A 15,649-nucleotide genomic window follows, 5' to 3' on the forward strand; every position below is an offset into this window, starting at 1 on the left:
AAAGAGAACTTCACAAAGATATACCACGAGCAAAGCAAGTTTGAAATTGGAATGCCCAATTTTCATCTTGATACCATCATTGTTAGGAGGACATTATTTACATTTTATGCCCTGCCATTAAACCTAATCGTCCATGCTTTGTTCCAGCATCAGTATAAGATATCGCTTTAGATATAATGCCCTTCCCATATTTATTTTGTAAATAATCAATAGTTTTGGCTAATTTCTCATCTCGTCTTCTTTCATATTCATCAATAAACAAATTGAGTTGACGGTCTTCTTCATTAATAAGTTGTGTCAATGATACACTCAATGTCCGATACAGCGCGTGTTTATCACATAATTGATTCGCATAATAATTTACTACCTTATAAATATCTCGCTCCAAGTTTGTCGCATCCGTTAATGTATATTGCTTATGTACGCCGCCACCTTCCGTATAGCCAAATGAAAAGTGAATGGTTCTTGCCAATTGCTTACGTGCTCTTATTCTACTAGCAACATCTTCAATTAGTTCTTGCATGACTACCTTCGACTCTTCAAATCGGTAATCTCTCATCAAAATTTGGCTTTTGCATATAGAAGGATTAGTAACATTATATTTCTCTCTCAATTTACTTTGATCAATACCGTTTGCGTGTAAATGCATATCCACCCCTATTACACCAAAATCTCTTTTGAGATATTTATACGGATACTGTGCTAAATCCCCTACCGTTACAATCCCTTTCTTGTTAAGTTTTGCTTCTGTTTTTTTATTAATGCCCCAAAATTCCCTTAGTGGCGAAATTTTCCACAACTTTTGGGGGACATCATAATATCTCCATTCTGTAATACCATTGGCTGTATGCTTCGCTTCGATATCCATTGCAACCTTACTTAATAACATATTTGAGCCTATGCCTATTGTGCAATATATCCCTGTTTTATCTTCTATCTCTTTTTGTAATCGCTCTGCAAATGACTGAACAGTAGAGTTAAATCGATGATAACTATTAGTTACATCTAAAAAAAATTCATCGATGCTATATTGATGCAAGTCTTCTCCTGGTACATATTTAAGTGCAATTTTAGAAATTTCAATTGAAACTTCTAAATATTTTCTCATGCTAGGATTAATAATATAAATGTCATTCCGATGTGGTATTTCAAATAGCCTAGATCCTGTTTTAATACCAATTTCTTTTAGTTTAGGTGTAGCTGCTAAAACAACTGAACCTTGTCTTTTAGTGTCTGCAACTACTGCCAATTTTGTTTCTAGTGGGTCCAACCCTTTGTCGATGCATGAAACACTAGCAAAAAAGCTCTTTTGATCAATACACAGAATATCTCTATCCTCCAACAAATTATAATCATACATGCCAGATACCTCCCTTATCCAATTCCTATTATATACGAACACTTGTTCCATTTCAATAAAAATAAGAACGAGTGTTCTCAAAATTATTTTGGAGTCGTATCTTAAAACATGCTATACTATGGATGAAATTACTATTTCAAGGAGGAAATAAAATGCCAATCATCAATGTTAAATTATTAGAAGGACGTTCTGATGAACAATTAAAAAATTTAGTTACTGAAGTAACAAATGCCGTTGAAAAAACAACTGGAGCTAATAGAGAAGCTATTCATGTTGTCATTGAAGAAATGCAAAAAAATCATTATGGCGTTGCAGGCGTTAGAAAATCAGACACTGAATAAAACGCAGATAAGTTTACATAATAATATTATGGTATTTAATTGCGTAGTAAAAAAGCACACTTGCTAAGTGTGCTTTTTTACTGTTATTTAATTATTTAAAAATTCTTGAATAGCCTTTTTGTTTTTATCTTTATCAATATCTAATGCACTGCCATCATTATTAGTATTAATATTTTGGTATGAATTATTAATCGGCACTGTAAGAGATTCTACGTTCTTATCTCCTCTAATACCAAAACTTATACCTGTTTGGAATATCGCTGAATTAGGCATACTTGTATTAATATAGCCTCTCAAAATACCAGCTACTTTAGGCAACTTAACTACAGAGCTAGGCGTAACTAATTCTTTTTTCAACGTTTGCATAACTTGTTGTTGACGTCTAACTCGCCCAAAGTCTCCTTCCTCATCATGTCTAAATCTTGCATATCCAAGTAATTCTTTACCATTCAAACGATGATGACCTTTTTTAAGAGATACGCCAATGTTTTCAGACATATCTTTTTCTACGTCCATAGGAACACCATTTGGCTCTAATTCATCGATCATTTTTTCAAAGCCTGTAAAATCAATGACTGCATAATATTCCGGATTGATACCTAAATTCTTATTTAATGTTTTTCTTAGCAGTTCTGGACCACCAAGTGAATATGCTGCATTAATTTTGTAATTTTGATACCCAGGTATTTCTGCATAAATATCTCGCATTACTGACATCATTTTCATCTTTTTATGAATAAAATCATATTGAACTACCATGATGGAGTCAGTTCTTGACTTACCACCATTTGCTTTGTCAGCGCCTAATACAAGTACAGAAATCTTACCATCATTTTTAACAGGTCCGTTAAACTTATGTACTTTAATATCTTTGGCATGTTTCTCAGCATAATTAACACCACTACGATAACTATGGACGATATAAATAATAGCTGCAAGAAGCAATATTACTATAATCAAAATAATAAAAGGTAATTTTCGTAGTTTTTTCTTATTTCGTCGTTTAGAAGGTGTCTCTGATTCTGCTTGTCGTCTGTATACTGTCTTATCCTTCTCTTCTGTCATATTTACCTACCTTACGTCTTGTAAAAATCTTCAAAATTGTATATCTATGTACTATAATTATATATAATTAAGTTATAGAAGTTACTTTAAAAAATCAAGTAATTTTTAAATAAATGGTACTAAGGTCCAATGAAAGGATGGCATAAATGAATATTAATACAGCATATTTTGCTGGTGGGTGTTTCTGGTGTATGACCAAACCTTTCGATCAATTCGATGGTATAGAAACAGTAACATCTGGCTACATGGGTGGTTCAACTCACAACCCTACTTATGAAGATGTGAAAAGTGGGACCACAGGACATTATGAAACTGTAAAAATCGAATATGATGTTGCACTGTTTTCTTATAATAAATTATTGGAAGTATTCTTTTCGGTAATTGATCCTATTGATGATGGCGGTCAGTTTCAAGACAGAGGTTCTCAATATAGAACGGCAATCTTCTACACGAATGAGGACCAAAAAAACTCGCTGAACAATACATCCACCAACTCGAGCAAACCATTCATTCTGAAAAAGCAATAGCAACTAAAATCTTACCCGCTTCAACATTTTACAAAGCAGAAGAATATCATCAAGATTTTTATAAAAAGAACCCTGAGCGTTATGCTCAAGAACAACAAGACCGAGCTAACTATAGCGCAAATTAAACACATAAATAATCAAAGGCATCCTTCATAAATGATTGTTATCATTTCAGTTGTAGGATGCCTTATTTTTAAATAATGATTTATTTATGACGAATAACTCTCATTACTTTTAGCATACTATACCATAATGAACTGTCTTTTCTATAAACTAAAAATCTTGGTTCCCAATTAGGGCTATATTTTTCTTTATATTTACGTAATCCTTGAAAGCGATAAAGTCCATTGAAATGTTCAAAAACACGACCAGCTACACGTTCACGTGGATATGAATAATTTAATTGACCTACATTCGATAATGTTGCCATACCCATATTAAATGCTTTATAGCCTTTGTCTTTACCCCAAAGTAGCATATGCAAATACAAACCGTCCATTAAAGGTAAATCAAGGTCAGGTAACCAACGAATTAAATCAACAGAAATAGCTTCATTATAATAAGTAGGCATTAAAGTACAAAACGCAATTACTTTACCCTCTTCATTCTTCATGATTCCAATAGGCGCTTGTTGTAAATAGTCTTCAGTAAATTGTCCTACTGAAAAATGCATTTCATTACGTCCATCTAACCATTGATCACTGACATATTTCAATTCAGAAATAATATCCATTGAAAAAGGTGGTTCTAAAATTTCAAATTGAATATTTAAATCATCGAATTTATTAAGTGTCGCTCGAAAACCACGACGTTTCTTTCCTGATGTCGTAAATTGAGTTAAATCTATGATGGCTTCTTCGCCCAATTTGAAGAATTGATTACCAAAATTATGATAAAGTGGCATAAACCGATCTGATACTTGATAAAAAATGATGTCATAACCTAACTTTTCACCATAATTATAAAAATCAATCAGCAACGATTGGAAAGCATTTGGGTCACCAATTGGATCACCTAACACAACAAGTGCATTACCTTTATAACGATACATTAAAAATGCTTGTTCATTTTCATGCATAAAGATATCTTTATCTCCACTGTAGATCAGATGACTTAAATAATTACCACCATATGTTTCGATGATTGCTTTACATTGTGACAAATCTTCAAATTGGTGTGGTCTATTGTATTTTGACTCAAGGAGCCATGCAACTATACCCACTAACATTACAACGACAAGAATTGTTAACCAGAAATAATATTTTAATAATGATGTATCCATTTCAATATGATAAATGTCCAGCGCATATAATGTTTCGGAAATAATAATGTGATTAACGTATAATACAAAGACGCTCAAAATAATAGCTACAATGAACCTCTTTAATCTAAATGGTCGCTTCACAACTTTAGATCGGCGATATGCAAGAACAAGTAATACAAATATTAGAATAATCCATGATAATAAGATTAAAGATGCATAAGTGTATATTGTCGCAGCGAAAATTAAAATAAGCGAAATCATTACAAATAAAATAGCACGACGACTTTGCTTGTATACCCCTCTAACATTAAGAAGTAATAATAAACAAGCACTAGTATGAATAGATAACATAATATAATATGCAAAATGATGATCATCATATAAGCCATCATAAACAATCGTAATGTTATTAATAAAGAATACAAAACTTGTGATTAATACTAAAGTGGCTAAAGCAAAAGATGGTATTTTAGCAATAATATCTTTTTGATAAGAAAATAAAAACGATGTTACATCTTTTGCAGGAACAAAATATTTAGATTCTTCAAAGTATTTTCTAGCAGATGAACCAAATTCAAAAGTAGATAATACAAGTGCAATAATGACTGGTACAAAGTAATAAGCGAAACGATACAACAATAACGCTAATAAAACTTTTTCTTCAGGAACGCCTAACGACTTTAATCCTAGTAATACAACTAAATCGAAAGCACCAAAACCTCCGGGAATGAAACTGACTAATCCAGAAAGCGCAGCAATGATAAAAATTCCAATTACAGTCGTAAATGCGACATTAATATCAACAATAACTGTCGATAAATAAAGTACTGATGCAGCAGCAAGCCACTCAACACTAGAAACCAATGTGCAATAAACACCTAAATATTTGTTATAACGATCAATAGGATTAATCATAGTATAAGCAATAAATAAAGGTAAGAATAATGCAACAATATATAATATCCATCTTACCCAGCTTACTTTATTTAATATGTGCGAAGCATCAAAGATATGTAATACGACAAGAATAGATAGAAGACTCAAACCTGTCAACATTGATATAAGTATAATTGAAATGGCATGCACTAATTTTTTTCGATCCGTTGTATAATTTTTATACACAAATGCTCTAAATCCAGCACCGATAAACCCACCAAAACCAACAATAGCATTGAGTGCATTAATAATATAGCTCACTTTAAACACTCTTATCAGTGGGATATCAAGTTTCAATCCCTTAACCAATATAAGATCGTATAAGCTCAGCAAAATCATTGCAGCACCACCACAGATAAATAAGCCTACAAGGTACCAACGATTAATTTTGCTAAAAGCTTCAAGCGTTTGCTTGAAATTAATATGAGCTAGTTCATGATATAGCGTGGCAACAACTGCTATAAACAACACTGCAGCAAAAACAAATTTAAGTATAGATAATAATCTATTTTTTAGTTCTTCAGTCATATCATACCTCTACCTTCAACTTCGATTAGTTTAAAATATATCATACCTTCATTTGAATGAACATATGAATATATATTACACGTGCTAACAGTATTGTAATGTACGTGAGATTATACATTCAGATTTCAAAATTTGATATGTACATTGCATTAAAAAACTAGGGCTAAGAAAAAGTGGATATCCCTCTTTCTCAGCCCTAGTCAACTACTACAAAGTAACACTCTAGCATTATTTGTCTTTTACTCGACTATACTTTGTATCAACAAGCCGTACTAATCGGCTCGAGTATATTCTTTTGTCTCTTCTTTTTTTATTTCATATTCTCCTGAATCATTACCGTAATACTTATTATAACGACGTTTAAATAATAAGAACATGTGAGAGACTAATACTTTAAGTATCGCATATCCTGGTATACCTAATATAACACCAACGATTCCTAATAAATTACCAGCACTTAATAAGATGAAAATAATTGTTAAAGGATGAATTTTCAATGTTTTACCCATGACATTAGGTGAAATAAAATGTCCTTCGATAAATTGAACAAGCGTCCATACTACAATTAATTTCAATAACATAAGTGGAGATGTAATAATAGCTATGATAATAGCTGGTGAAATCGCAATAGTTGGACCTAAATAAGGAACAACGCTTGTAACAGCTGCGATACATGCAAGCACCAATCCATAATCAAGCCCAATGATAGAATAACCAATAAAGAGTAAGATACCGATACAAAATGAAACAATAATTTGGCCTTGAATATAAGAACCCACTTGTACACTCATTTTCTCCATTAAATCATGGTAATCTTTTCTAAATTTTGGTGGCATAATCTTAGTTGAATACTCTTTAAACTTATGACCATCCTTTAACATAAAGAACAATACAAATGGTGTTGTGACAAGCACTACGCCTACATTTACTATCGCTTCTGCAAAACTTCTTATTTTAGTTCCAAATCCATCAAAATAACTCGAAACCATCGAAGGAATCTTGTTAGAGACAGAGTCTAACCAATCTTGTATTTGAGTATAAAATGAAGATAAGAAAGAAAAATGCGTAACTTGATCTATTGCATTATTAAATTTATCTACATACTTAGGGAAATTGTTCGCTAAGCGTGTGATTTGATCACTGATTAATGGAATTAATAAATTAATAATTAATGTTGCGCCACCAACAATTGCTAAAAACACAATAATAATGCCCAGCAATCTTGGGATATTATATCTTTCCATCAAATTGATAATTGGATTAATAAGATAAAACAAAATGAGCGATAAAATAATTGGTGCCACAATTGTATTAAATATAATGATAAATGGTTCAAAAACATATGAAACTTTATCAAATATAAATATTACAATGCCTATGAGCACTAATGAAAGTAAAGCAAATAATAAATCTTTACCGCCTAAAAACTTCATAAAACGCGTTTCTGTAAAACTGAATTTTTTTGCGCTGTTATCTTCAACTTGTTTATTTTCAGTTGTCATGTTTCTCACCATACCTTAACTAACTTATAGAACTAAAGCTATCTAACATCATAACATAAAAACAATTAAATGTTGTTTCGCTTTAAGATGAACTTATTTGTGTTTCAAAATGATAAATATGTAGTGCAAGATAAACAATTTCAGAATCATCAATAGGAATATTTAAATGTTTTTGTATCATTCTTGAGATTTTAAAAGCAGTATTGTATGCATTAGGATAATGGTTTTTAACCATATCAATAAAGACATCTTGAGCGTAAATATATTCTTTTTTATTAAGACGTCGAATTAAAAATTGGATATGTCTAATAAATCGTTGATATTGAACTGTATGATTATCAATTTCATGGTTCAAATCATTTTCAATAATCAGTATGCTTTTACTAATTAACTTATTAATTAAAGACATTTCGTGTATTGTTAAATCCTCAGTGTTAGATGCGATATGTAATGCGATAAATCCAATTTCATCAGGTGGAAAATTGACATCTAGTCGTTGATTCAGTTTATCAATAACTTGGCTTGCAATTGCATAAGCGCCACTATATAAATGTTTGGTTTCAATAGCAAATGGATTACTAATAATTTGATTTTGCTTTAATCTTTTGTATGCAAATATAATGTGATCAGTCAAAGCAACAACCAGATTTTTATCGTCAGTAGTATGCGTTGTACTCGTTATAAAATTGACTGCTTCAATTATCGCTTGTAGAACATCTTCATCTGCAATTTCAACTAAAGATTTATAATATTCTTGCTGTTGCTTTTGTTCTAGCTTATAAACTTTTTCTATTGAAGCACTTTCATCTAAGGTCATTCCAGCCTTTTTATTAAAGCCAATACCTTTTCCAATGAGAATAACCTCTTGATTATTATAAGTGCATATGATGACGTTGTTATTTAAAGCTTTAGAAATAGTATACTCACTCATCATAATCACCTTTCTTTATAATATATGAATTATAAAACGAATTATTAAAAATGAAAAGATTTCAAACTTAATGTAAAAACTCCTTCCAACGTTATGAAACCTAAATTCAATACATTGAAAGGAGTATGTTAATAATATTATATTAAATAGTTATTCAATCGATTACTTTTTAGGTAGTTGATTTTCTCTACCCCAAGTTTCAATGCCAAACAAGTTAATTTCGAGATTCTCTGGTTTGAACACAGGTTTCATACCAGCTTTACGTTGTTTTTGATAATCTTTCATGACAGCTATAGCTATATTTGAAAGACCGATAATAGAAATCAAGTTAACAATCGCCATTAATCCCATAAATAAATCGGCAGTACTCCATACTGTTTCAGTTTTCACAACTGAACCAACAAATACTAATAAAACAACTAAACATCTGAAAATAAACATAATTGCTTTATTTTTAGATAAAAATTCAATATTTGATTGGCCGTAGTAATAGTTACCGACTACAGAAGAAAATGCGAATAACGTAATCGCAACTGTTAAGAAGATACCCCCAGCTGAACCTAAATGTTCATTTAATGCTGATTGAGTAACTTGAACACCTTGAGGTGCACTTTCACCAAATTTTAATCCTGAATATAATAAAATCATAATCGCTGTAGCTGTACAAACTAACATAGTATCGAAAAATACACCAAGTGATTGAATTAAACCTTGTTTCACTGGGTGTGGTACAGCCGCTGTAGCAGCAGCATTAGGTGCCGAACCCATACCAGCTTCGTTAGAGAATAAACCACGTTTAATACCTTGAAGGATAGCCGCACCAACAGCGCCTCCGGTAACTTGTTCGAAACCAAACGCACTCTTAATGATCGTACCTATCATTGGAACAATTTGGTCGATATTTAATAATAAAATAACTAAAACCATTCCAATATAAATGATCGCCATGATAGGCACAATCAATGATGATAATGTCGCAATACTGCGCACACCACCAAAGATGATGATTCCTGTAATAACTGCCAATATAATACCTGTTATAACTGGACTTATGTTGTATTGAGTATTTAATGACTCTGCAATTGTATTAGATTGAACAGTATTAAATACAAACGCAAATGTTACAGTAATTAATATTGAGAATAAAATACCTAACCATTTTTGATTTAAACCTTTAGTTATGTAGTAAGCTGGCCCCCCACGGAATCCACCTTCTTTATCGTGAACCTTATAAATTTGAGCTAAAGTAGCTTCCATAAACGCACTTGCCGCTCCAATGAAAGCAATTACCCACATCCAAAATACTGCACCAGGTCCACCAAGCACAATTGCCGTAGCTACGCCGGCAATATTACCAGTACCTACTCGAGAACCAGCACTGATTGCAAATGCTTGAAATGGTGATATACCTTTTTCACCACTATTCAATGTTTCAGGTTTCTCTACTAAAGCTCTAAACATTTCTGGCAACATACGTAATTGCACAAATTTAGAACTAATTGTAAAGAAGAAGCCTACAGTTAATAGTAATCCAATTAAATATTGCGACCAAATTAAATCATTACCTACCTGAACGATTGTTTTAAACCACCCAGGTATTAAATTATCAAAATCACTCATTAAATCCCTCTCATCTATAATTAATTAATATCCTAAGATATATTACAAGAGATTTATACTGCATTGAATAAACTCAATAAAATAATACTAATGTATATTACGTTTGAGGTTATACAACATCAATATAAATCTCTTGAAAGATTAAAATTGGTTAAAATAACAAGTTCAATTTTATCATTTTCTTTTTAAATTGAAAATAAAATTTTTTGAGCAATTAGTCGATTGTCATATCTAGAACGTCTCCAAACTCCTTAACATCAACGATAAATGAACCATTTGTATATTGTTCAGATAAATGAATATCAGTTATTTGTCCTTCTTCCGTATGACTTTCAGAATATAATGTATACATATGCTCATCTTTAACAACATGACCAGCAACAATACGGTGTGGATTTTTCTTCAATTCTTTAAGTAATGTAATTCCTCTTTGTGCTCGCTTAGCTTGTTGTAGAATTTTATAGCTGATTCGTTTTACAGCGCCTCTTTGAGTAGCCATTATAATTGAACTATCTTGATTTACGGCATCTGTCATAACTACAACATCTTCATCTTTTAAATTAATAGATTTAACACCAGCTGCTCTCAATCCCGTATCAGATAATTCTTCAGTTGAATACGTTAATGACATGCCTTTATGAGTTAATACAGTAATCAATTGATTTTCATTTAGGCGCATTACACTAATTAATTCATCCTGTGCTTTAACTTTCATGGCGACTAACGGTTTATTGTAGCGCGTTGTCTTAAATAAACTAACGTTACTTTTCTTAATCATACCATTTCGCGTTGCTAATACATAAAATGCATCATCTTTGAAGTTTTGCTCATTGTATACATCGACCACAGTTTCATTATCGTCTAGAGGAACAATCTGAGAAACATGTTGCCCAAGTTCTTTCCATCTGATATCCGATAATTTATGAACCGGAATAAATAAATATCTACCTTTATTTGTAAATACTAGTACCGTGTCTTGCGTATTGACTGTTTGATATTTGAGTAAACTATCTCCATCTTTGAGTCCAATTTCTGCAACACCACTGGCATTAAAACTACGTGTAGATGTGCGTTTAATATAACCCTGACGTGTGATACTTAAAACAACATCTTCACTTGGCACCATCACTTCTTTATCAATTTTAATTTCTGCAATTTCCGCTTCAATTGATGACAAACGTTCAGATTTAAATCGTTTTCGAATGTCAGTCAATTCATTCTTAATTACTTGTAACAGCGCATCATGATTATCCAGTATATGACGATATTCTTTAATCATATTTGCTAACTCATTATGTTCATTTTCTAACGCAACGATATCTGTATTCGTTAAACGGTATAGTTGAAGCATAACGATAGCTTCTGCTTGCGCTTCTGTAAATTCGAATTCAGATACTAAATTGTCTTTTGCATCTTTTTTATTCTTAGAGTTACGAATTAAAGCAATAACCTCATCCAAAATTGATAATGCTTTCATTAAACCTTCTACAATATGCATACGTTTTTCAGCATGATCTAAATCATATTTAGTACGGTTCGCTACCACTTCAATTTGATGATTTAAATAACTATCTATAATTTGACGAATACCCATTAATTTAGGACGTCCGTCACTAATTGCAACCATGTTAAAGTTATATGCAATTTGTAAATCAGAGTTCTTGAATAAATAGTTCTTTATAGCCTCTGCATTTACATCTTTTTTCAATTCAATAGCAATTCTTAAACCAGTACGATCCGTCTCATCTCGTACTTCAATGATACCGTCTACTTTCTTATCGGCTCTTAATTCATCAATACGTTTAACAAGTGAACTTTTATTCACCTCGTATGGAATTTCTGTCACGATAAGTTGTTGGCGGCCATTTCGAAGTGTTTCTGCGTCGACTTTAGAACGTACGACAATTTTACCTTTCCCGGTTTCATAAGCTTTCTTAATACCATCGATACCTTGAATAATACCACCAGTAGGAAAATCTGGTCCTTTAATATATTTCATTAATTGACTAACAGTAATATTAGGATTATCGATGTATTTCAATGTTGCTTGAATTACTTCAGCTAAATTGTGCGGCGGAATATCAGTCGCATAACCAGAAGAAATACCTGTTGAACCATTTACTAGTAAATTGGGGAATCTTGCCGGCAATACCATTGGCTCAAGTGTTGTATCGTCATAGTTAGAAACAAAAGCTACTGTTTCTTTATTAATATCACGTACAAGTTCCTCAGATAATTGACTTAACTTTGCTTCGGTATAACGCATTGCTGCTGGTGGATCATTATCAATACTACCGTTATTACCATGCATTTCAATTAAGACATGTCGCAATTTCCAATCTTGACTTAAACGGACCATTGCATCATATACTGATAAGTCACCATGTGGATGATATTGACCGATAACATCACCGACTGTCTTAGCACTTTTACGGAAATTTTTATCATAGGTATTTCCACTACTATGCATTGCGAAAAGAATTCTTCGTTGCACTGGCTTTAAACCATCACGAACATCCGGTAAAGCACGTTCTTGAATAATATATTTACTATATCTTCCAAAACGATCGCCTATCACATCTTCAAGTGATAAATCTTGAATTATCTCACTCAATTTGTTTCCTCCTCAGTATATTCTTCAGTTTCAATTACTTGTACTTCAGTGTTATCTAATATACTTTGATCTTCTTGCATGCCAAATTCAACGTGACTTTCAATCCATTCACGACGCGGTGCAACTTTATCACCCATCAATGTTGTAACACGTTTAGAAGAGCGCATTTCATCTTCAATTTGAACACGAATAAGCGTTCGAGTTTCAGGATTCATTGTCGTTTCCCATAACTGTTCAGGGTTCATTTCACCAAGACCTTTATAACGTTGTAACATAAATCCTTTTCCTAATTTTTTCTGAAGTTTATCAAGTTCATCGTCTGTCCAAGCATATTCGACTTGTTTAGATTTACCTTTTCCTTTTTCAAGTTTATAAAGTGGAGGCAATGCAATAAACACTCTACCAGCTTGTACTAGTGGTTTCATATACTTGAAGAAGAAAGTTAATAATAATACTTGAATGTGCGCACCATCTGTATCAGCATCAGTCATGATAATAATACGATTGTAATTGCTATCTTCAATTTTGAAGTCATTTCCTACTCCAGCGCCAATTGTATGGATAATCGTGTTAATCTCTTCATTCTTAAATATATCCTCAAGTCTTGCTTTTTCAGTATTAATAACTTTACCTCGCAAAGGTAAAATCGCTTGGAATTTTCTATCTCTACCAAGCTTAGCTGAACCACCTGCAGAGTCCCCTTCGACTAAATACAATTCATTTTTTTCAGTATTCTTACTTTGCGCAGGTGTTAACTTTCCTGAGAGCAACGTATCTTTACGTTTATTCTTCTTACCTGAACGTGCGTCTTCACGGGCCTTACGTGCTGCTTCTCTAGCTTGTTGTGCTTTAATTGCCTTTTTCACAAGTGATTTAGAAAGTTGTCCTTTTTCTTCTAAATAAAACGGTAATTTATCAGAGACTACTGAATCAACCGCACTACGCGCTTCTGAAGTACCTAATTTAGACTTCGTTTGTCCTTCAAACTGTAGCAACTCTTCTGGAATACGTACTGATATAATCGCAGTTAAACCTTCACGTATATCATTACCATCTAAATTTTTGTCTTTTTCTTTTAATTCATTAATTCGTCTAGCGTAATCATTAAAGACACGTGTCATAGCAGTTTTAAATCCTACTTCATGTGTTCCTCCGTCTTTTGTACGCACGTTATTAACGAAACTTAATATACTCTCTGAGTATTGATCGTTATATTGGAAAGCAACATCCACTTCTATGCCATTAGCTGAACCTGTGAACATTGTTACATCATGAAGAACTTCTTTGCCTTCGTTGACGTAACTTACAAATTCTTTAATCCCCTCTTCATAATGGTAAACATCTTCACGTTCTTTACCACTACGTAAATCTTTCAATGTTATTTTAAGATTCTTTAATAGGAAGGCTGATTCTTGTAATCTTTCACTCAATGTATCAAAATTGAATGAAGTTGTTGCTTTAAATATTTCAGGATCTGGTTTAAATGTAACTTTAGTTCCTGTTCTCTTCGTTTTACCTGATTTAACTAAACCAGAGGCAGGCACCCCACCATTTTTAAAACTTTGCTTGTAGATATTACCATCTCTATGTATTTCAACTTCTAACCATTCGCTCAATGCATTAACGACTGAAGCACCAACACCATGTAATCCACCAGATGTTTTATATCCACCTTGACCAAATTTACCACCGGCATGTAAGACGGTAAAAATAACTTCTACAGTAGGTTTACCTGATGCATGCATCCCTGAAGGCATGCCACGACCATTATCTTCAATAGAAATACTATTATCCTGATTAATTGTTACATTTATTTCATTACCATATCCGTTTAACACTTCATCCACAGAGTTATCTACAACTTCATATACTAAATGATGTAGACCTCGTTTATCAGTAGATCCTATATACATACCTGGACGCTTTCTTACAGCTTCCAATCCCTCTAATACTTGAATAGAATCATCTGAATAATGATTTGAATTTTTTGTTGCCAATGCGTTCGCCTCCTACAAACGTACGTTCGTTTTAAAAACTATACAATAGTTATTCTTATATAAATCGGTCTAAATTGCAAGTGTGAGTTAAAAACTAATCAATTTTAAGTTAGTAAAAAAACAAAATTTCAAAATTGGTCGTTGCTAGCTATGAGATTATGGTAAAATATAGCTACGTTATTAAAGGATGTGTAAAGTTATATGATGATAGTAGTCATGCTCATATTAAGCTATCTCATCGGTGCTATTCCTAATGGATATGTTATAGGAAAGCTCTTTTTCAAAAAAGATATTAGACAATTTGGAAGTGGCAATACTGGCGCAACTAATAGCTTCCGAGTTCTTGGTAAACCAGCAGGATTTGTTGTAACCTTTTTAGATATATTTAAAGGGTTTATAACCGTTTTCTTTCCCATTTGGTTTCCAGTGCATGCAGATGGACCGCTTAGCACGTTCTTCACACATGGGTTAATCGTAGGTTTATTCGCAATACTAGGACACGTTTATCCGATATACCTTAAATTTAAAGGTGGTAAAGCAGTTGCTACAAGTGCAGGTGTTGTCTTAGGTGTAAATCCTATCTTACTGCTCGTATTAGCAATTATATTCTTTGGCGTGTTATATATATTTAAATATGTTTCACTCTCAAGTATTATTGCTGCAATATGTTGTGTAATTGGCTCACTCATCATACAAGATTACATATTATTCGGTATGAGCCTACTTGTTTCGATTATTTTAATCGTAAGGCACCGTACTAATATAGTAAGAATCTTTAAAGGCGAAGAACCTAAAATAAAATGGATGTAATTATTAATCAGAAAATATCGATCCGAGATATATAATATAATATTGCTACTTTGCAAATCACAGTAGCTGACTGTATTGAGAAGACGCTTGAACCAAGCTATTCACAAAACTAGTCATCTTTGCGGGCAGAGCCCAAGCTAAGCAAGCTGGGAGT

10 protein-coding genes and 1 pseudogene are annotated in these 15,649 nt (G+C 32.5%); 3 read left to right on the forward strand and 8 right to left on the reverse strand.

Features of this window, described 5'->3' with window-relative positions; translation table 11 throughout:
* Positions 1-97 precede the first annotated feature (97 nt).
* The gene (locus JVV30_RS01745; protein WP_070855583.1) at positions 98-1,360 is read right to left on the reverse strand and encodes a Y-family DNA polymerase; all 1,263 of its coding nucleotides are present in this window, start codon (positions 1,358-1,360) and stop codon (positions 98-100) included.
* Positions 1,361-1,512: 152 nt separating this feature from the next.
* On the opposite strand from JVV30_RS01745, the gene JVV30_RS01750 reads away from it, so the two are divergent.
* Positions 1,513-1,701 carry a 2-hydroxymuconate tautomerase gene (locus JVV30_RS01750; protein ID WP_204193220.1) on the forward strand — a complete coding sequence of 63 codons (189 nt, stop codon included), beginning with the start codon at positions 1,513-1,515 and terminating at the stop codon, positions 1,699-1,701.
* Positions 1,702-1,788: 87 nt separating this feature from the next.
* Here the strand turns inward: JVV30_RS01750 and JVV30_RS01755 are convergent, their stop codons facing one another.
* Positions 1,789-2,766, reverse strand: coding sequence for an LCP family protein (locus JVV30_RS01755; protein WP_053030963.1), 978 nt, complete (start codon positions 2,764-2,766; stop codon positions 1,789-1,791).
* Positions 2,767-2,912: 146 nt separating this feature from the next.
* On the opposite strand from JVV30_RS01755, the pseudogene msrA reads away from it, so the two are divergent.
* A pseudogene (gene msrA / locus JVV30_RS01760) lies at positions 2,913-3,418 on the forward strand (peptide-methionine (S)-S-oxide reductase MsrA).
* 80 nt (positions 3,419-3,498) lie between these two features.
* On the opposite strand, the gene mprF reads toward msrA, so the two are convergent.
* From mprF to parE, 6 genes are all read right to left on the reverse strand, one after another.
* Positions 3,499-6,021: a bifunctional lysylphosphatidylglycerol flippase/synthetase MprF gene (mprF, locus tag JVV30_RS01765; protein WP_070855582.1), complete on the reverse strand. Its 2,523-nt coding sequence runs from the start codon at positions 6,019-6,021 to the stop codon at positions 3,499-3,501.
* A 272-nt stretch (positions 6,022-6,293) separates the two neighbouring features.
* Complete coding sequence (locus JVV30_RS01770; RefSeq protein ID WP_070855581.1) at positions 6,294-7,523, reverse strand: AI-2E family transporter; 1,230 nt, start codon at positions 7,521-7,523, stop codon at positions 6,294-6,296.
* A gap of 82 nt (positions 7,524-7,605) precedes the next feature.
* Positions 7,606-8,454 carry a glucose PTS transporter transcription antiterminator GlcT gene (glcT, locus tag JVV30_RS01775; RefSeq protein ID WP_070855580.1) on the reverse strand — a complete coding sequence of 283 codons (849 nt, stop codon included), beginning with the start codon at positions 8,452-8,454 and terminating at the stop codon, positions 7,606-7,608.
* Positions 8,455-8,616: 162 nt separating this feature from the next.
* The gene (alsT, locus tag JVV30_RS01780) at positions 8,617-10,074 is read right to left on the reverse strand and encodes a glutamine transporter AlsT (RefSeq protein ID WP_204193222.1); all 1,458 of its coding nucleotides are present in this window, start codon (positions 10,072-10,074) and stop codon (positions 8,617-8,619) included.
* Between the two features lie 214 nt (positions 10,075-10,288).
* Positions 10,289-12,688 (reverse strand): DNA topoisomerase IV subunit A, encoded by a 2,400-nt coding sequence (parC, locus tag JVV30_RS01785; RefSeq protein ID WP_204193225.1) that lies wholly within the window; start codon positions 12,686-12,688, stop codon positions 10,289-10,291.
* Positions 12,685-14,685: a DNA topoisomerase IV subunit B gene (parE, locus tag JVV30_RS01790; protein WP_053030975.1), complete on the reverse strand. Its 2,001-nt coding sequence runs from the start codon at positions 14,683-14,685 to the stop codon at positions 12,685-12,687. Before parE ends, parC begins: the two co-directional genes overlap by 4 nt.
* Positions 14,686-14,886: 201 nt before the next feature.
* Between parE and plsY the strand changes: the two genes are divergently transcribed.
* Positions 14,887-15,495, forward strand: coding sequence for a glycerol-3-phosphate 1-O-acyltransferase PlsY (gene plsY / locus JVV30_RS01795; RefSeq protein ID WP_053030977.1), 609 nt, complete (start codon positions 14,887-14,889; stop codon positions 15,493-15,495).
* Positions 15,496-15,649 lie beyond the last annotated feature (154 nt).

Origin of the sequence: Staphylococcus sp. GDY8P47P (assembly GCF_016892225.1) — a bacterium.
Taxonomy (GTDB): Bacteria; Bacillota; Bacilli; order Staphylococcales; family Staphylococcaceae; genus Staphylococcus; species Staphylococcus borealis.